Below are 18567 nucleotides of genomic sequence, written 5' to 3'. Positions count from 1 at the left end.
ATCCTCTCAGGGATTGGCGGGCGAGAGTTCGGGGGCACTCCAGCGCAGCGAGTTCGCGCCGGAGATCTCTACCACCCGCGTGAGGGTGAAGTCGACGGCGCACTGTGCGCCGGGGGTGAATGCGGCCTCATCCCAGGTGATTTCGGCGGTGCCGGTGAGCTGCACCGTGCCACCGGTGCGCCAGTCCGGGATCAGCAATCCGCAGCGCGGGTCGGCGGCGATATTGCCCAGGGTCATGAACATGGAGTTGCCGCGGTAATCCGGCCAGCGCAGGTGGGTCGGGGAAAGCACCTGCAGGAAGCCGGGATTGCCGCCGCGATGGGAGGCGTCGGCATTGCCGTCCGGGTCGGCGGAGGCGATGAAGAAGGCGTCCGCCGCCGAGATCGCCTGCTGCTGTGCGATATCGAGGGCCTCCGTTTCATGCACGGTCGCCTCCCCCGTCGTCTCCCACTGCTCGATACTGCGCCGCGAAATGTACTTGGGGCAGTTGGAGTACACCTGGTCGGTGGCAATCCGCAGGCCCGTAGCGGTGGGCTCGGCGGTGCCGTTCACCCGCATGCGCCGCCGCAGCTGCGGTTGCAGCGCGATCATGCCGAGATGTCTCGGGCTGCGCAGTGCTCCGGCCAGCGGGTCACCCGGCACCGGACGGGCGTCGATCTCGATGACCCGGTCGCCGAGCGCCCTCGCGAATCCCGGCAGCCCGGTGAGCTGGCTCGCCCACAGCCGGCCCGCGTCGTCGGCGGCGGCCACCACGACCATCGGCTGCCGGGCCAGGAAATCGGCTGCGGCATCAGGAATGTAGGGACTGATCATCCGCCCGACCCGCTGCGCGGTATCGGCCTGGCCCATCCGCTGCTGGACGGCCAGTTCTCCCGGGTGATAGGCGATGGTCACGGTGCACTCCTGTCAGCGTCGACCGCGAATTCCACAGCAGCCGAAGATATTTCGATTCAGAAGAACCCACACGTCGGGGCTGCGCCGCTCGGTGCGGGGGCATGCTCGGCGCCGGTGGGCGCGAATACCTCGAGCCGAATACCGTCCGGATCGGTGAAGAAGATGCCCCCGGACGCCGCGCCCTCACCGTGCGCGACAACACCGTCTTGGGCGAAGGTCACCTGCAAGTCCTTCAGCACCGCTTCCACCTCGCGCACCTTGTCGATGCTGTCGACCTGGAAGGAAAGATGTTGCAGGCCGGGTGTTTTCGCCGAGAACTCGCCGTCGCTCTGCTGCCACAGCGTCAGCTGGAGCTGACCTGACGTGCCGAGGAAGGCGAAGCGCTGCGCGCCTTCGCCGCCCGCACCGAGCTGCTCGAGCCCGAGGGCGCGTCCGTAGAAGTCCACCGAGCGGTCCAGATCGGTGACATTGAGACCGATGTGGCCGGTGGCGAGTGCTGGTGCGGTCATGAGGACCCCTCCGGAAGTTTTAACTGTCATTGTTGGTTTGACTAGTTAGAATTTAAGGCCAGAGCAATCCCACTGTCAACCCTCATATTGATTGTTACCGGTTAGAAGGGAGGTGATCCGCCGATGCCGGGTCCTGGACGGTTATCCTCGGGCGTGCCCGATCCACGTCCCCACCTCGGCGAACCGCTCGCCGTGGACCTGCTCAACACCCGCTGGATGACCCAGGCGGGGCAGCAGGATCTGCTCACCGATGTGGACGGACTGCGCCGGTGGCTGGACGACAACAACCTCACCGCCGTGGCCGACGAACCGACTTTGCGTGCGGTCGTCTCCGCCCGCGAGGCCATTCTGCGCACGGTGCGCGGTGAATCCATCGACGATCTCAACAAGGTCCTCGAGCACGGGCGCATCCGCCGCACACTGACCACCGACGGCCCCGCCGACGAACCCGATGTCCGGCACCCCGAATGGCTGCCCGCCTGGCTGGCCGCCGACAATCTCCTGCACCTGCTGGCCGCCACGCCCGGTCGCATCAAACAGTGCGATCATCCCCACTGCGTGCTGTGGTTCCACGACACCTCGAAGAACGGCGCCCGCCGCTGGCATTCCATGGCCACCTGCGGAAATCGCGCCAAGGCGACCCGGCACTACGCCAAGAAGGCGCACCCCGGCAGCTAGCCGGTCACCATCTCCCGCGCGGCACATCGAACTCCGAGCACAGCGCCCGCCACACCTCACGCGGATCCACCCCGGCATCGATGGCCTGCGCCCCCGTCTTCCCGATACGCGGTAGTACATGGTCGATGAGCAGCGCATCCCCGCGCGCCGTACCGAATTCGGTATGCAACAGCTCCTGGAATTCCGTCAATCGCACGGCCGCGAGCCTACGCCACGAGATCGACGCCGCAGTACACGTCATCCCGCCGCGGCCGACCGCACCGGTGGCTAGCGCGGGCGGGCCGCTTCGGCAATGTCGTGACAGATCTGGACCGGATCGGAGACCACCGCCGCACCGGCAGCCGCCGACTCGGCCGCGGTCGTGTAGGCCGGGTCGTCGAGGATCTGCTTGATGGCGTCGCGGACGGCTTCCGGGGTGAGCGGGCGCACCAGGATCGAACTGCCCTGGCGGACAGCACGATTGGCGAGCTCCCACTGGTCGCCGCCGCCGGGGATGGTGACGATGGGCACGCCCGCCAGCAGAGACTTGGCGAGCAGGCCGTGCCCGCCGCCGCCGATGACGACGGAGGCATGACGCAGCAGTTCGTCCTGACGGCCCAAACCCGCTGTGGCCCAGGGCGGGAGATCGACGGGCGGGGTGTCGAGGGTGGAGACGGCGACGCGGACGCCCGCACCCTCCAGGCCCGCGAGAACGGTCGCGACCATATCCGCAATGCCGGTGTGCGCCGTGGAGGGCGCGACCATGACCAGGGGTTCGTCACCCGGAGGCAGGTCCAGAATCTTATCGGTCGGCTCCCACAGCAGCGGGCCGACCAGGTGCGCATCCTCCGGCCAGTCCGGGCGCGGCACCTCGAGCGCCGGCAGGGTCGCGATCAATCGCGCCGCCGGACCCGGATCCTCCGCGGGCAGGCCGATACTCGCGCGCGCCTGCTCCCGCTGCACCCCGCCGCGGCGAATATCGCGCGCGGTCATGGTGCGCAACACCGAATCCCGCATCCGCCCGCGCACGCCCTCCCCCGGCGCCAAACCACTTCCGATGGGCGGCAAGGCTTTCGACGGCAGATACAGCGGATGCGGAGACAACTCCACCCACGGCAGCCCCAACCGCTCGGCCGCCATACCCCCACCGGCGGTGAGCACGTCGGACACCACCATGTCCGGCAGCATGGCACTGAGCTCCGGCAGGATCTCGGTGGAAATATGCGCCGCACGCTGATGGATCCGCGCCCCGGCATCCATATCGTCATCCTCGGCCCGCGGCGCCAGCCCCTTGAGCCGCCGCACCCCGATCCCGGCGGCGCGCGCCGCGTCGAACCAGCGCGGACTGGTGAAAAGCACCGCATCATCACCCGCAGCCTGCAACCGCAGGCACATCGCGATCGCCGGAAACGCATGTCCCGGATCAGGCCCGGCCACCACAGCTACTCGCACGAGCCCACGATGTCACACCACCTGGGCCGCAATGTCACCACCGCCGCAAAAACCGCCGGGGCCGCTCCACAGTCGGCTGTTCCAAACGAAACAACTGATCTCGCACGATCCGGTTAACTCCTGGGGTACCCCCGAGATAGGTGCCGAGCCCGACCGCCACCACGCGTGCCCAACGTCGACAGCTCTCAGCCGTGCGCTAAAGGTCCGAGGAGGCGGGACCGAAGTGGTAGAGCTCGAAGCTGATGGCGTGGGCGGCGGGGAAGCCTTCCTTCGGGCCTGCGGTCATGTCGAGGACGGCGCGGGCCTGAGTGGCTACCGGGTCGGAGCTGAGGGCTTCGAGGTAGCGCGCGTGGGCCGTGAGGGATTCGACGGCCAGGTCGATGGTGTCGGTGACGTCTACGGCGTGGCTGCCGTCGGCTACGCCGTAGACGGCGGCCCAGCGGGGAGAGTGCGGGGGGAGGTCGGCGAGGTCGGGGTGGATCCATTCGTTGCCGGCGTCGGAGACGGCGTCGAGGGCGGCGCGGCCGACGGCGCGGTGGTCTGCGCTATTGGCGTAGCCGCGAGCCCAGACGTCGCCGAAGTTGAACAGCACCACCAGATCCGGGCGGTGGCGGCGGATGGCGGCGGCCAGATCACGGCGCAGGGCCAGGCTCTCCTCGATGCGGCCGTCGGGGTAGCCGAGGAAATCGATCTCGGTGACGCCGACGATTTTCGCGCCCGCCCGCTCCTCGGCCTCGCGCAGTGGTCCGGACTCCGCCGGCGGCAGGCCCGCAATGCCCGCCTCACCACTGCTGACCAGCACGTAGCGAATGTCCCTACCCTGCCGCGTCCACCGCGCCACCGCGGCGGCCGCACCGTATTCGATGTCATCGGGGTGCGCGACGATGACGAGTCCGCGCTGCCAGTCCTCGGGAAGCTGCTCCATATCTGAATTCAACACCACACCGGACCCGGATCGGCAGGACCCGGGTGGAGATCCGGAGCCGATCGGCCGCATCGTTCATACCGGCCGCTCACAGTGCTGTCAGCACGCCCTCGAAGGCCGCCTCGGCGGCGCCGAGCAACTGCAGATCCGCTCCCAGCCGCGACTTTTCGATGCGCACCCCGCCGAGCGCCCGGCTGACCATGCTGCGCCGGCGCACCTGATCGCCGACCCGCGTCACCAGCGCATCCGGCAAGGCGGTGAACAAATCGCCGAGCACCACCAGTTCCGGGCCGAGAATATTCACCACATTGACCAGGCCGAGGATCAGCCAGTCCAGATAGTCGTCGAGCCTGCTCTCGCTATCATCCTGCAGCGCACGCAATTCCGCGACGATCGCGCCGCGCGGCCCGTATTCGGACAACCCCAGCGCCCGGCACAGCGCCGCCTCACCGACCTCGGTCTCCCAGCAGCCCTCATTGCCGCAATGACAGGGGCGGCCACCCGGTCGCACTGTCATATGCCCGATTTCGCCGAGATACCCGGCGGATCCCCGCAGCAGCGCGCCCTGGGCGATGAGACCGCCACCGACACCGACATCCGCGGAGACGAAGACCGCATCACCCGCGCCCCGGCCCGCACCGCGCAAATGCTCTGCGAGAGCACCGAATTCGGCATCATTGCCGACCACCACGGGCACATCCAGCACCGCGGTCATGCGCTGCCCGAGCGCTACTTCGGCCCAGCGCAGATTCTCCGAGCTGCGCACCAGACCGTCGGCGCGACGCACCACCCCCGGCACCGACACCCCCGCCGCGACCGGCGAGAGTCCCAGATCCTCGGCCAGCAGGGCCGCCGATTCGGCGACATGGGTGATCACTTCTTCCGGTTCCCGTTGCCGCCCATGCAGATTCCAGCTGTTGCGGCCCAGGATCTGCCCGCCGAATCCGACCATGGCAATGCCCGCGTGCTCGGCCCGCACATCCACCGCCAGCACCACCACCGCCTGCGGCTGCGGCAGCACCAGCAGGGACGGCCGCCCCGCGCCCCGCGCCAGCCGCGGCACCCGCTCCTCCACCAGCCCGGCCTCGGCCAAGCCGTCGACCAGCATTTTGATGGTGGATCGGTTGAGCCCCAACTCGGTCGCGAGCGCCGCCCGGGTGGCCGGACCCCCGGTGTGCAGCGCTCGCAGCAGACTGGACCGGTTGGAGCGGCGCGCCTCGTCCGGTCGAGCGACGGTCATGGACTCAGGAATACCATCGGCGCGTGCGGCGCCCCGCATCGCGGCATCCCCGCGTGCTCATCGCTGTGCCACCGCCCGGCGCCTCGACAGCGCGTCGACCGTCGCTGCCAGCAGCAATACCAGTCCGGTGACAATGGAAACGACGGCAGCGGGCTGGCGCAGCAGACCCAGACCATTGGACACCACCGCCAGCACCGCACCGCCGATCACCGCATCCGCGACCCGGCCCTTACCGCCGAACAGCGAGGTGCCGCCGATCACCGCCGCACCCACCGCGAACAGCAGGGTATTGAGCCCGCCCGCCTGCGGATCGACCGAGCCGACCTTCGAGGAGTAGACAATGGCCCCGACCGCCGCGCACGAGGAGCAGATGACGAAAACGCTTGCCCGCAACTGGGTCACATTGATGCCCGCGCGCCGGGCCGCCTCCGGATTGCCGCCGACCGCGTAGATATGCCTGCCGTATCGGGTGCGCTCGAGCACGAAGGTCCCGGCCACCAGCAGCACCAGCACGATCGGAACCACGTACGGCACACCGGAAATGACGATCAGCTTGCTCGGTGACCGATTCACGGTCAGCAGCGCCGTCACCACCACCGCGAGCACGGTGAGCACCAGCACCTTGGCCAGCACCAGCGGCGTCGGCTGCGCTACCAGCCCCCTTCGGCGGCGTAATGCGTGACCGCCCAGCGTGATTGCCGCATAGCCTCCGGCGGCCACCACACACAGCGCCCAGCTGCCGATTGTGGACAGATTGCCATTGGCCACCTGATCGAGCACATGCGACGAGCTGATGCCGAGCACGCCGCCCTCGCCGATGAGCTGCAGAATCACGCCCTGCCACGCCAGGAACAGCGCCAGGGTCACCACGAACGACGGCATGCCGATCTTGGCTATGAGGAATCCGGTGATACAGCCGATGGCCGCGCCCACGCAGACCGCGAGCACCATCTCCACCCACGGATTCGCCTTGAAGCCGACCACCGTGATCAGCACACCGAGCAGCGAGAGCGCCACGCCCGGCCAGATGCGCAGCAGCGCAGCGAGTATCGCCGCCAGCACCAGCAGGCCGTTGAAGAGGAAGAACACCGTGGAACCCATGCCCGTGAGCAGGTTTCCGTCCTTCACGTAGTGCATGGCCAGCACCGCACCGGCCACCCCGGACGCGGTGCCCGCCGACAGATCGATCTCGCCGATCAGCAGGACGTACACGATGCCGATGGCGATGATGGTCTGTCCCGCGCCCTGGGCCAGCAGATTGGCGATATTGTTGAGCGAGAAGAACACATCCGACTGCACCGAGAACAGGATGACGAGCGCGACCAGACCGAGAAGTGCTGGGAGCGAGCCGATCTCACCGGATCGCAGCCGGACCAGATACTCCCCCAGCGCCTCTCGCGTCGAACGCGTCGTAGTGTCGATCCCGAAATCGGTGATCACCGTATCCGCGGACGCGGCCGCCGGCTCCGAAACCTTGCTCATATCAGGAGCTTTCTCGTTCACAACACCACCGCTTCCGGTCGGGCCAGCCCCAGATCGCCGGAGCGTCCGGCGGTGATCAGCTCCACCACCTGGCTGTGGGTGACATCGGCGGTGCGCACCTGCGCCGCCATCCGGCCCAGGTACAGCACCGCGATCCGGTCGGCGACCTCGAAGACATCGGCCAGATTGTGGCTGATGAGCACCACGCCCAGGCCCTGTTCGGCCAGCCGCCGCACCAGGTCCAGCACCTGCCGGGTCTGTGCGACGCCCAGCGCCGCGGTGGGTTCGTCCAGCAGCACCAGATTGCTGTTCCACAGCACGGCTTTGGCAATGGCCACGGTCTGCCGCTGTCCGCCGGACAGCGACGAGACCGGCGTGCGCACCGATTTCACGGTGCGCACGCCCAGCGAGGCCAGGGTTGTGCGCGCCGCCTCCTCCATGCTCGCCTCGTCCAGCAACCACGGCTTCCCGCGCTCGCGGCCGAGGAACATATTGGCCACGATGTCGAGATTGTCGGCGAGGGCCAGATCCTGGTAGACCACCTCGATACCGAGCGCCGCCGCATCCTTGGGCCCGCGCAGATGCACCGGTTCGCCGCGGAATCGCACCTCGCCCGAATCCGAAGGATGAATTCCCGCAACACATTTCACCAGGGTGGTCTTGCCCGCGCCATTGTCGCCGACAAGCGCGGTGACCTCACCGGCGGGCACGGTCAGATCCACATCGTGCAGCACGTGCACCGGGCCGAAACTCTTGTTCAGCCCGGTGATCTGGAGCAGCGGCTCGGTCATGGCTCAGGCGATGCCGAGTTGGGTGCAGGCGGCCTTCACATCACCGGTGCAGATATCGGAGGCCTTCACGAAGCCCGAATCCGTCACCTGCTTGACCTCGTTGCGGGTGATCGTCTGCGGCGGCAGCAGGACCGATTTCACCTGGCGATTGCCCTTGGGATCCTGACTCACGGCCTGCGCCAGCGCATTCGCCGCGGCGGTATCGCCCTTGGCCAGCGCCGCAGCGAGTTTCGCGGCCGATTCGGCCTCATCCTTGATCGGCTTGAACACCGTCATGTACTGATCGCCGCGCAGCACCGCCTTGAGCCCGTCGGCGGTGGCGTCCTGACCGGTCACCGGCACATGACCATTCAGCCCGTTCTTCTTCAGCACGGTGATCACCGCGCCCGCCAGACCGTCATTGGCAGCCACCACACCGTCGACCTTGCCGCCGTTGCCGGTGAGGATCTGCTCGAAGGTATTGCCGCCGGTCTGATTGTCCCAGCCGTCGATGGCCTGGCTGCGCACCAGTTTCAGCGCGCCCGAATCGTAGAGCGGCTTGAGCGCCTGCTCCTGACCCTGATGGAACAGGGTCGCATTATTGTCGGTCGGCGCGCCCTCGATCTCGATGACCTGCGCGCCGGGCTTGTCCTTCAGCGCCGTGATCAGCGCCTGGCCCTGGAGTTCACCCACCCGCACATTGTCGAAAGAGACGTAGTAGTCGGAGGATCCGCCGAGATTGAGCCGGTCGTAGTCGATGGTCGGAATGCCGGCCTTCTTCGCCTTGGCGGCGACCGCGCTGCCGACCTCGCTATTGATCGAGGCGACGACCAGAACCTTCACCCCCTTGGCGATCATGCCGTCGGCGAGGGTGCTGAACTTCTGGACATCGCCCTGTGCGTTCTGCACGTCGGCGTCGAAACCCTGTGCCTGCAGGGCTTGTTCCAGCATGGGTTTGTCGAACGACTCCCAGCGGGCGGAGGTGGCGGTCTCCGGCAGGATGACGCCGACCGTGCCATTGGCCCCGCCGCCGGACGGCGCCGCCGAGGTCGAGCCGGAGCTACTGGTGGAATTGGATCCGCAGGCGGTGAGCGTCAGCACGCCCGAGAGTGCCACCGCCATCGCCACACAGCCGGGTCGCACCAGGCGACGTGAATTCTTGGGCAGGAGCGAGCTTTTCGTCCTCATCAGGGTGACCCTTCCGAGCGGCAGCCACTGGATTGCGGCCGCGCACCGATATGTTGTGGGCAACAACATATGCCAGTCGGGTCACCGAGACGGGACAATTCGCCGAATCAGGGCAGCAGGATTACCTTTCCACCGGCGTGTCCGCCGAGGACGAACTCGTGTGCCGCGGCCGCTTCGGTGAGCGGATAGGTCGCGGTGATCACCAATTCCAGCTTGCCCGAGGCGATCAGGGGCAGCAGCTCGCGCCAGGCGTTGTCCCGGATCTCGGTACCGGGATCCGCACCGGGCCCGCCGCCGAGCGCCTGGAAACCCTCCTTCGCCGCGCGGCCGAAGGCGGCGATGGTGGCGATCCGGCTGTGGTCGGCGACCAGTTCCAGCGAAACATCCACCGCCTCATCGGTTCCGATGGTGTCGATCGCCGCGTCCACGCCGTCCGGCGCCAAGGCGCGCACCCGATCGGCCAGCCCGGGACCGTATTCGACCGGTTCCACGCCGTAGCTCCGCAGCCGTTCGTGGCGCGCGGGCGCGGCGGTGCCGATCACCCGGGCGCCGCGCGCGACCGCGAGCTGTGCGGCAAGGGAACCCACACTGCCCGCGGCGCCGTGGATCAGGACGGTATCGCCCGGACCGACACCAGTCGCGACCACCAGATGCACCGCGGTGCCACCGACTGCCAGCAGCCCCGCCGCCACCTCCCAGCTCACCTCGGCGGGCTTGGGCAGAATGCGAGCGGCGGGCACCGTCAACTCGCTGACGTATCCGCCCCCGCGCACGATCACCTCTTCACCGACCCGGATCGGACCGGCGGGCCCGAGCGCGTCCGGGCCGATCGCGGTGACCACACCGGAGGATTCCAGGCCGATCCGAAGCGGAAGCTTGGAATCATCGGCGCCGAAGGCGCCGCTGTAGATCTTGTAGTCGAAGGGGTTCACGCCCGCGGCGCGCACCTGCACGGTCACCTCGCCCGGACCGGGTTCGGGTACGTCTACTTCGACAGGAGTGAGTACTTCAGGACCACCGTATCCGGCGGCAACGATCGCAGTAGCCATAGCCGCCTCAACGTACCGCCGCGCCACAGGATTCCCCCCGCCGGTGCGTTTCCGAACGACACGACAATGGGCCACCCGGATATCTCCGGATGGCCCATTGCAATGCGGCTCCGCCGCTGCTACAACCTGTTGATCGGGGACTTGTTCGAACCCGAGACCGCCTTGTAGAGCAGGTACAGGCCGAAGACGACCGCGCTGATCATGAGGATCGGGAAAAGCCCTTTGATCAGGGCGCCGATAATGGCGAGCGCGATCCAGACAACCGCGACGACGCCGATGATCTTCCAAAGCATTCCGTGCCTCCCGTAAGTTCCGGATCACCGTCATTGCGATCCGACTCCTCAATACTGGCCCCTGCACCCGGGAAAATCACCTGGTCAGCACCAATATCGGGGAAAGTTCAGGGTTGTCCCGGAGGTCGCTGTTAGGGATGTGCCCGGTAGCGGTTGTCGGCCAGGTCGGTGAGAGCCTGGGCCCAGCCGTCGAGGCGGTCGGCGGCATCGCGCAGGTTCACCATGGCCCAGCCCAGGTCATCGGTGACAGCCGCGCTTTCCGGGACGGCGAGCACGCGGGCGGCGGCGGCCACCATGCCCTCGAATTCGAGGACACCGCCGTCGAGCCGGACGGAGATCGACCGGACATGTTCGGCCAGTGGCGAATTGCGGGGGCCGAGGGCGCCCGCCGCCTGTTCCATGGCAACCACATCGGCGGACAGGGCGTGCAGGGCCGCGGCGCCCGAGGAGGCTGTTTCCATCATGTCGGACAGATCATCGGCCGGTAGCCGGCCGGATCGGGCGATCTGGGCGCCCAGGCCGTGCAGTGCTCGTTCCGCGCGTACCAGTCGGGCGATCGAGGCGCGCGCCGCCGAACGCAGGGGCGGCAGCCGCCGGGGCACGAATGTCGCCTGCGGCAACGGTTCCCGGCGCAATTGCATATATCGCTTGGCGGTCACCGCGGTACCGGTCACCAGTGCGACAGCGCCGCCGCCGACCACGATCACCGCCCAGGCCGGCGCCGAAATCAACACCAGCCCAACAGTTCCCGCGGCGGTCAGGCCCGACGCCGTGCCCAGTCGCAAACTCCGCCGCCGAGTCCGGCGCCGCTTGCGCAACTCGCGCTCTCGCGGATCCGCCCACTTCCGCACCGCGACCAGCGCCTGCTCCCCCACCCCTCGCAGGGTGTCGGGCAGCCGCTGTGCCAGTTCTTCCGGCCCGATCCCGGTGGGAGCCAGCATCTCCCGCGCCGCCTGAGCGGCCCGTGCGCGCTTACCGCGCCGCGACGAGCCCTTCCCGTCACCAGCATCCGCTGTCCGCCACTGCTCGGATCCAGCCGCCGGACCGGCAAACCGGCCCTGCCCGCCCGGCACAGTCTGCGCCCATCCGGGATCGGATCCTGCCGGACCGCCGAACCCGTACTGCGGCCGCGCATCCGCCGCCGGCGGCACCCAGCCGCCCGCAGAATTCGCGGCCGTCGGCCAGGGCGCGCCCGATTCGGATCGTCCTGAAACGTCACTATCCCGGTGCGTTGCAGCATTACCGCTGGGATCGGCGCCCGGCTGCGACGCCGCACGAGGTGAAGTCATCGAGCGCCGCTCTCGCGACGCAGTCTGCTGACCCGGCTCGGCCACCGGGGCACCGAACCCGTACTGCGGCTGCGCATCCGGCGACTGCCCGCCGCGGTCCGATCCGGCAGCGGCCGGTCCGGATGCCCTGGATTCGGGCCGAGGCGCGGTACCACTCGGGCCTGCGCCGGTAGGAGGCCATCCCGTCGGTGGGACGAAACCCGGTGCCGGATAACCGGTTTCGGAATTGGGTGAATTGGGTTGGGTCGCACCGCTGTCGGCGGCGGGGCCGAAGGGTGAGGGGAAGCCGGGGACAGGGGCGGCTTCCCTGGTGCGCGAACGGCGGCGGAAACGGGCAGGGGAGGTCGCGGGGTTGTCTTGCGCCCGCGAACTCCCCATCAGCAATCGCCTTCGTTCCAAGGGACCAGCACTACTGCTGGGCGGCCTGGCCCTTGTTGGTGTTGATCTGCGGCGCGGCCGCAGGATTCGGGACGGCCTGCGGCTGGCTGTTCCCACCGGCGGGCAGTGCGTCACCGCGCATGGAGGCGCGGATCTGCTCGAGACGGCTGTGGCCTGCCATCTGGACGCTGGCCTGCTGCACCTCCATCATTCGACCCTGGACGGTGTTCTGGGCCAGCTCGGCCGAACCGAGTGCATTGGCGTAGCGGCGTTCGATCTTCTCGCGCACCGCATCCAGGCTCGGGGTGGTGCCCGGCGCGGAAAGTGTGGAGTCCATCTGCTGCAGCGAGGCCGAAACCTGCTCCTGCATCTTGGCCTGCTCCAGCTGGGACAGCAGCTTGGTGCGCTCGGCGACCTTCTGCTGCAGCAGCATGGCGTTCTGCTCGACGGCCTTCTTGGCCTGCGATGCGGCCTGCAGCGACTGGTCGTGCAGTACCTTCAGGTCCTCCACCGCCTGCTCGGCGGTCACCAGCTGAGCGGCGAAAGCCTCAGCGGCATTGGTGTACTGGATCGCCTTCTCGGTATCCCCCGCGGTGCCCGCCTGATCGGCCAGCATGACCGCCTGGCGCGCATTGGCATTGAGCTTCTCGACCTCGTCGAGCTGGCGGTTCAGCTTCATCTCCAGCTGGCGCTGGTTGCCGATCACCGACGCCGCCTGCTGCGACAGCGCCTGGTGCTGCCGCTGGGCCTCCTCGATGGCCTGCTGGATCTGGACCTTCGGATCCGCATGCTCTTCGATCTTCGAATCGAAGAGGGCCATCAGGTACTTCCAGGCCTTCACGAACGGATTAGCCATCGATTGATCCCGCCTCCATCTGACGTGCCACGCGCCATCGCGCGACATAGTGCGCGACCGTCACGCACCCGGTTGTCCCTATCCTCCACTGCGCGGCAGAGAACCGGAAAAACCCGCACCTGTATGGCGCCTCCGGCTCAAAGCCTACAGAGAATTTATCCCTTTCGAGTCCTGTGCACAGCGATCACTTGGCGGCCACCAAAACCAGGCGATCCGACTTGGGCGCCGGAATGACGATGCGGGGGCCGAAACCGGCGTCCCCGGAACGCGGCGCATCGCCGTCGCCACCGCGCGGGCGGACACCCGCACCGGCGGTCGCGAGCGAGGCATTCGCCGTGGCCACAGACTTTTTGGCGGTAGCCCGGTCGGCATCGGCCAGGGCCGAACTGACATCGAAGAGCACCTGCGCCAGCGGTACGTCCAGGGCCGTGCAGATGGCCGCCAGCAGCTCGCTGGAAGCCTCCTTACGACCACGTTCCACTTCGGACAGATACCCGAGACTAACCCGCGCGGAGGTCGAAACCTCACGCAGTGTCCGGCTCTGAGCGACCCGAGCGCGCCGCAAACTGTCCCCGATCGCTTCTCGCAGCAGCGTCATCCCGTTCTCCTCACACTCGTCTCGCCGGACCCAGCGTTTGACTGGACAACGTCCGGCGTCGGCCGCGCGTTCCCGGCCGCTTCACCCGCTTCGAACACTCCGGACGAGCTCTGCGACCGCGGCGCGGACCGCGCCCACCCTGATAGTCCACCGGTCGCCCGACAGTTTCAACCGGATGACCTCCGTGCCCTCCGCACCGGCGATGCCGAGGAACACGGTGCCGACCTCGCGTCCGTCCTGCGGATCGGGTCCGGCGACGCCGGTGAGACCGATTCCCCAGTCCGCTCCGCAACGCACCCGCGCGCCCACAGCAAGCTGCTGCGCGGTGCTCGCGGCGACCGGGCCGTCGGTAGCGAGGGTGTCCGCACTCACACCGGCCAGATCGTGTTTGAGCTCGGTGGCGTAGACGATCAGTCCACCCCGCAACACCGTGCTCGCGCCCGGAATTCCCGCGATGGTGGCGGCCAGCAGGCCGGCGGTCAGCGATTCCGCGGTCGCGACGGTCTGCCCGGCAGACTTCAGGGCGGCGACCAGGTCCGCGGCGGGGACGAGCGAGGTGAGTGGATCTCCCGGCTCAGACGGCACGACTGCCGCCGGGCGAGCCGAACCACAACCTGGCCGCCTGCACCACGTAGTCGAGGCCGGTCACCACGGTGAGCACCACGGCCACATACATCAATGCCATTCCGGCGCTGGCGAATCCGCCGGAAAGAGGCAGCAAAATCACGGCAATCGCCACGGACTGCACCAGGGTCTTGAGCTTGCCGCCGCGGCCGGCCGGGATCACGCCGCGGCGGACCACCGCCAGCCGCAGCAGGGTCACGCCGAGCTCGCGGGCCACGATCACAATGGTCATCCACCACGGCAGATCGCCCAGCATGGACAGCCCGATCAGGGCGGCGCCGATGAGCGCCTTGTCCGCGATCGGATCCGCGAGCTTGCCGAAGTCGGTGACCAGGCCGTACTTACGGGCCAGCTGACCGTCGATGCGATCGGTGATGGCGGCGACGCCGAACAGCGCCGCGGCGCCCCAGCGCCAATGGGCATTGTGACCATCGGCGGCGAACAGGGCGGCCAGGAAAATCGGAACGATCAGAATCCGCAGGATCGTCAGGATATTGGCGATATTCATCAGCGGCACCGCCGCCGGTTCCACTACGCCGGGATTGGGCACGAACCCCGATCGCGCTGGACCGGCATCGGCCCAGCGACCTTCCACCTCATCGCGCTGCACCGTCACCAGCGCCCCCACCGGCCGCGAAACCCGCGAGGGTTTCCGGACCATTCCGGTATGCGGGGAGGCTGGATGTACGACACACCTCAAGCCTATCGGTACCGGGGCCGACTACTGTGCACCCCATGACAACACGGGTACCTCACAGCGGTTCGGTCGGCGGCGAGTCGGGGACACAACCGACCATCCGCCGTGCCCGAACCTCTGATGTACCCGGGATCAAAAGACTCATCGACTACTACGCCGGCAAGATCCTGCTGGAAAAGAACCTGGTCACGCTGTACGAGTCGATCCAGGAATTCTGGGTCGCCGAACGCGACGGGGAACTCATCGGCTGCGGGGCGCTGCATGTGCTGTGGGCCGACCTCGGTGAGGTGCGCACCGTTGCGGTGCATCCGGATATCAAGGGCACCGGCGCGGGGCACCTGCTGGTGCAGCAGTTGATCACCGTCGCGCACGAGCTGGCGCTGGGACGGGTCTTCGTGCTGACCTTCGAGGTGGACTTCTTCTCCCGGCACGGGTTCGTCGAGATCGAGGGGACGCCGGTCACCGCCGAGGTGTACGCCGAGATGTGCCGGTCCTACGACACCGGTGTCGCCGAGTTCCTCGACCTCAGCTATGTGAAGCCGAATACGCTCGGCAATACCCGAATGCTGTTGACGCTCTGATTCATTCGCCCCTTCCTCTCACTCGACCCCAGAAAGCGGAACCGTGCCGATCTTCGCCGTCCACTACACCTACTCCGACGCCACCGTTCCCGGTCGCGACGAGGTCCGCCCCGTGCACCGCGCCTACCTGGGCGGCCTGTCCGAGCAGGGCATCATCCTCGCGCGCGGGCCGTACCCGGACGGGTCCGGTGCGCTGATCATCTTCCAGGCCGAGGATGCCGACGCGGTATCGAAGCTGCTGGCCGACGACCCGTTCGCGCTGGCGAACCTCATCGACGACACCCGGATCGTGGAGTGGCTGCCGACGGACGGGTTCCCCGGCGCGGCGTAGGCGGTCAGCGGGTTCGCACCCGCGTGCCGGTCTCGGCCGATCGGCGGATGCTGTCAAGCAGGCGGTGCAGGTGCAGGCCGGTCTCGAAGGTCGGGGCGGTGTGCGTGCCGGTGCGGATGTCCTCGGCCAGTTGCCGATACAGCCGGGCCACGTTTTCGGATTCGACGGGCAGCTCGGAGATGGGCTGCTCGTCGGATTCGGTGAGGTCCTGCCAGACGCCTCCCGCGCCTTGTGCGCCCAGCAGGCGCAGTTCGCTCAACTGAATGCCACCGGGGCCGTGCCGGCCGGTGGAGATGATCGCTAAATCGCCTTCGGTGCCCGCGATTTCGATGCGGGTGCGGCCGTCGGTGAGCTTGGCGTCATGGATGTGGGCCGAGATGACCGCACCGGTCGCCACCGTGGCATTGAGCAGCAGGTGGTCCGGGCTGGTCACCGTGACGCGCTCACCTGTTTCGGCAATCGTGTTGTGCGAGTTCCGGATTGCCAGGTCTGCCGAGAGTTCGGTGATTTCGCCGAGCAGGTGTTCGAGTGGGTCCAGGGTGTGCCCGCCCGCGACTTCGAGTAGGCCCGCGCCACTGCGGCGGTCCAGGGTGTACGCCGCCCATTCCGGGATCAGCCCGCCCGCACCCTTCCCCCGGGCGGCATACACCGTCGCCGAAACCACTTGCCCCACATAGCCTTCGGCGATCAGCCGCTTGGCCGTGCTGATGGCCGGGGAAAAGCGCGCCTGCAAGCCGACCGTTCGATGGCCGTCACCGCCGAGCGCGATGACCGATTCGGCCTCCTCGGTCGTTCTGGTCAGCGGCCATTCCGAATAGACGTGTTTGCCCGCCGCGAGCGCCGCGTCGATCAGTTCGGCGTGTGCGGGGACTTTCACCGTGATCGCCACCAGATCGACGTCCGGATGCTCGGCGAGCCGCCGGGCATCGGTGAAGGCATGCGCGGCTCCGAACAGCCGGGCCGCCGCGTCCGCGCTCTCCTGCCGGCTGGTCCCGACCGCGGTCAACTCGAAATCGGGCAATGCCCGCAAGGCCGGAATATGCGCCCGTGCCGCCCAGCCCCGATTCGGGCTGGCGCCGATGATTCCGACTCGGATTCTGTCCGACATCTGCCGCTCCCATCCATAAACGGACTCAATCGGTCCGTTTACTACGGTAGCCAAACGGACCCGCTGAGTCCACTTTGTTAGGATCGCATCCATGACCGCCGTTGATCGTCTGCTGACCCGCGAATCGGGTCCGGCCCCCCGCGCGGACGCCCGCCGCAATCTGGAGCGCCTGGTCGTCGCGGCTCGCTCGGCCATCGCGGATACCGGCGTCGCGGTGACCGCCCAGGAGATCGCCTTGCGCGCAGGTGTCGGCAAGGGCACCTTCTACCGCCGTGTCCCCTCACTCGAGGCACTGCTGCAGGCAGTCCTGGAGGAAGTTCTCGAAGAGGGCGTAGCCGCCGCCGATCGCGCCCTCGCAGATCCCGACCCCTGGAACGGTTTCCGCGACTTCGCCGCCACCTACGTCCGCCTGCGCGCCGAAAGCTGCGGTGTCAACGAGGCTTTGGGCGGCACCGGCGCCTGCGATCTCGAAGCCACCATCACCGACCTGCGAGAAGGCCTGCGCACCTTGGTCGAACGAGCCCAGTCCAGCGGCGCCCTGCGCACCGACATCACCTGGCAAGACGTCGCATTCGCCCTCGCGGGCGTCGCCACCGACCCGCACACCGTCGGCCTGCGGGCCGCCGACGACCAATGGACTCGAAACCTGCGAATCGTCCTGGACGGCTTGGCAACTCGACCTTGATCAGCCGTGCGCGGCGGCCCGCCAGGTGTCGGCGACGATCTCGTCGATGCCGGAATGCTTTGGTGACCAACCGAGTTCGGCCTGGGCCTTCGCCGGATTGCTGATCAGAGCGGCAGGTTCGGGGGCGGCGGGGCCGTGGATGCGGGCGACGGTTCGCCCGGTTGCCCGTTCGACCGCGGCGACTACGTCGAGAATGCTTGCCCCGGAACCGCTTCCGATGTTGTAGCGAGTGTGGACACCGGGTGCGGGGACCTGTTCGATGCAGGATACGAAGGCGGCGGCCGCGTCGTCGACGTGGAGGTAGTCGCGTACCGCAGTGCCGTCACCATTGATGTGCAGCGCGCTTTCGCCTGCTGCCGCGGCGATTACGCGGGGGATGAGGCGGGTGGGATCCGGGTCCGCTCCCCCTGCGACGTTCAGCAGGCGGACGATCACTGCGCCAAGGTTCCCTGCCTCGGCTTGCGCTTCGATTGCGAGTTCGGCGGCGAGCTTGCTGGCCGCGTACGGGTGCGGCGGGGAATCCGGCATATCCTCGCTCATCGGCTGCCGCTCCGGGGATCCGTAGATCGCCCCGGTCGATGAGAACACGATCCGGGACACTCCTTCGGCGGCCATCGCCTCGAGCAGAGCGACGGTTCCCGCGGTATTCACCCGGAAGAACGGCAGCGGATCACGCACCGATTCGCGAGCCCGGCCGAGGCCTGCCAAATGGCACACCACCTCGACATCGGCCACCGCCCGCCGCAGCGCCCCCGGATCGAGCAGATCGGCTGTTCGCACCTCACTCGCGCCGGGAACCACGCCCCCGCGAGCACTCACCATCGCGATCGGCTCATGCCCAGCCGCACCCAGCGCAGCCACCACACCCCGCCCCACATAACCGCCCGCCCCAGTCACCAGCACCCGCACACCCACATCCTTTCACCACAACCACACCGAGCCACACAGGCTCTCACTGGCA

General features: G+C 67.9%; 22 protein-coding genes. 4 read left to right on the top strand and 18 right to left on the bottom strand.

The annotated features are described in order from the left end of the window. Positions 1-6 precede the first annotated feature (6 nt). Entirely contained in the window at positions 7-888 is an 882-nt protein-coding gene (locus OG326_RS13705) for a pyridoxamine 5'-phosphate oxidase family protein (RefSeq protein WP_327146477.1), read from the bottom strand. A 62-nt stretch (positions 889-950) separates the two neighbouring features. Further along, positions 951-1403 carry a VOC family protein gene (locus OG326_RS13700; RefSeq protein WP_327145007.1) on the bottom strand — a complete coding sequence of 151 codons (453 nt, stop codon included), beginning with the start codon at positions 1401-1403 and terminating at the stop codon, positions 951-953. A gap of 153 nt (positions 1404-1556) precedes the next feature. On the opposite strand from OG326_RS13700, the gene OG326_RS13695 reads away from it, so the two are divergent. Continuing rightward, positions 1557-2081, top strand: coding sequence for a CGNR zinc finger domain-containing protein (locus OG326_RS13695; RefSeq protein WP_327145006.1), 525 nt, complete (start codon positions 1557-1559; stop codon positions 2079-2081). A 4-nt stretch (positions 2082-2085) separates the two neighbouring features. Here OG326_RS13695 and OG326_RS13690 read toward each other — a convergent pair whose 3' ends face one another. From OG326_RS13690 to pgsA, 14 genes are all read right to left on the bottom strand, one after another. Further along, complete coding sequence (locus tag OG326_RS13690) at positions 2086-2277, bottom strand: DUF3046 domain-containing protein (RefSeq protein ID WP_327145005.1); 192 nt, start codon at positions 2275-2277, stop codon at positions 2086-2088. A 71-nt stretch (positions 2278-2348) separates the two neighbouring features. Then, on the bottom strand, positions 2349-3512 hold the full coding sequence (locus OG326_RS13685) for a glycosyltransferase (protein WP_327145004.1): 1164 nt from the start codon (positions 3510-3512) through the stop codon (positions 2349-2351). A gap of 196 nt (positions 3513-3708) precedes the next feature. Further along, the gene (locus OG326_RS13680) at positions 3709-4437 is read right to left on the bottom strand and encodes a PIG-L deacetylase family protein (protein WP_327145003.1); all 729 of its coding nucleotides are present in this window, start codon (positions 4435-4437) and stop codon (positions 3709-3711) included. 88 nt (positions 4438-4525) lie between these two features. Next, positions 4526-5677, bottom strand: a complete 1152-nt coding sequence (locus OG326_RS13675) for an ROK family transcriptional regulator (RefSeq protein WP_327145002.1) — start codon at positions 5675-5677, stop codon at positions 4526-4528. A 57-nt stretch (positions 5678-5734) separates the two neighbouring features. Further along, entirely contained in the window at positions 5735-7159 is a 1425-nt protein-coding gene (locus tag OG326_RS13670; protein ID WP_327145001.1) for a sugar ABC transporter permease, read from the bottom strand. 17 nt (positions 7160-7176) lie between these two features. After that, positions 7177-7950 (bottom strand): ATP-binding cassette domain-containing protein, encoded by a 774-nt coding sequence (locus tag OG326_RS13665; protein WP_327145000.1) that lies wholly within the window; start codon positions 7948-7950, stop codon positions 7177-7179. A gap of 3 nt (positions 7951-7953) precedes the next feature. Next, entirely contained in the window at positions 7954-9117 is a 1164-nt protein-coding gene (locus OG326_RS13660) for a sugar ABC transporter substrate-binding protein (protein WP_327144999.1), read from the bottom strand. A 107-nt stretch (positions 9118-9224) separates the two neighbouring features. Next, on the bottom strand, positions 9225-10166 hold the full coding sequence (locus tag OG326_RS13655) for a quinone oxidoreductase family protein (protein ID WP_327144998.1): 942 nt from the start codon (positions 10164-10166) through the stop codon (positions 9225-9227). Positions 10167-10285: 119 nt separating this feature from the next. Further along, complete coding sequence (locus tag OG326_RS13650; protein WP_327144997.1) at positions 10286-10459, bottom strand: hypothetical protein; 174 nt, start codon at positions 10457-10459, stop codon at positions 10286-10288. A 131-nt stretch (positions 10460-10590) separates the two neighbouring features. Continuing rightward, entirely contained in the window at positions 10591-11748 is a 1158-nt protein-coding gene (gene pspM / locus OG326_RS13645) for a phage shock envelope stress response protein PspM (protein ID WP_327144996.1), read from the bottom strand. Between the two features lie 409 nt (positions 11749-12157). Then, entirely contained in the window at positions 12158-12982 is an 825-nt protein-coding gene (locus OG326_RS13640; protein WP_442790959.1) for a PspA/IM30 family protein, read from the bottom strand. Positions 12983-13166: 184 nt separating this feature from the next. Continuing rightward, a complete protein-coding gene (locus OG326_RS13635; RefSeq protein WP_327144995.1) occupies positions 13167-13580 on the bottom strand; it encodes a helix-turn-helix domain-containing protein in 414 nt (137 codons plus the stop codon). Between the two features lie 81 nt (positions 13581-13661). Continuing rightward, the gene (locus OG326_RS13630) at positions 13662-14165 is read right to left on the bottom strand and encodes a CinA family protein (protein WP_327144994.1); all 504 of its coding nucleotides are present in this window, start codon (positions 14163-14165) and stop codon (positions 13662-13664) included. Next, positions 14155-14820, bottom strand: a complete 666-nt coding sequence (gene pgsA / locus OG326_RS13625; RefSeq protein ID WP_405139782.1) for a CDP-diacylglycerol--glycerol-3-phosphate 3-phosphatidyltransferase — start codon at positions 14818-14820, stop codon at positions 14155-14157. The genes OG326_RS13630 and pgsA overlap by 11 nt, the downstream gene beginning before the upstream one ends. 119 nt (positions 14821-14939) lie before the next feature. Here pgsA and OG326_RS13620 point away from each other — a divergent pair, with 119 nt between their 5' ends. Together OG326_RS13620 and OG326_RS13615 are read left to right on the top strand one after the other, a co-directional pair. After that, positions 14940-15482: an amino-acid N-acetyltransferase gene (locus OG326_RS13620; protein ID WP_327144993.1), complete on the top strand. Its 543-nt coding sequence runs from the start codon at positions 14940-14942 to the stop codon at positions 15480-15482. 43 nt (positions 15483-15525) lie between these two features. Next, complete coding sequence (locus OG326_RS13615; RefSeq protein ID WP_327144992.1) at positions 15526-15813, top strand: YciI family protein; 288 nt, start codon at positions 15526-15528, stop codon at positions 15811-15813. A gap of 4 nt (positions 15814-15817) precedes the next feature. On the opposite strand, the gene OG326_RS13610 is transcribed toward OG326_RS13615, so the two are convergent. Continuing rightward, positions 15818-16921 (bottom strand): Gfo/Idh/MocA family protein, encoded by a 1104-nt coding sequence (locus tag OG326_RS13610; RefSeq protein ID WP_327144991.1) that lies wholly within the window; start codon positions 16919-16921, stop codon positions 15818-15820. A 91-nt stretch (positions 16922-17012) separates the two neighbouring features. On the opposite strand from OG326_RS13610, the gene OG326_RS13605 reads away from it, so the two are divergent. Continuing rightward, a complete protein-coding gene (locus OG326_RS13605; RefSeq protein WP_327144990.1) occupies positions 17013-17606 on the top strand; it encodes a TetR/AcrR family transcriptional regulator in 594 nt (197 codons plus the stop codon). On the opposite strand, the gene OG326_RS13600 is transcribed toward OG326_RS13605, so the two are convergent. After that, positions 17607-18515 carry an NAD-dependent epimerase/dehydratase family protein gene (locus OG326_RS13600; protein WP_327144989.1) on the bottom strand — a complete coding sequence of 303 codons (909 nt, stop codon included), beginning with the start codon at positions 18513-18515 and terminating at the stop codon, positions 17607-17609. Between the last annotated feature and the right edge of the window lie 52 nt (positions 18516-18567).

Source organism: Nocardia sp. NBC_01327, assembly GCF_035958815.1.
Lineage (GTDB): Bacteria > Actinomycetota > Actinomycetes > Mycobacteriales > Mycobacteriaceae > Nocardia.
Note: the sequence above shows the minus strand (reverse complement) of the source record. Positions and strands in the feature narration are given on the sequence as shown.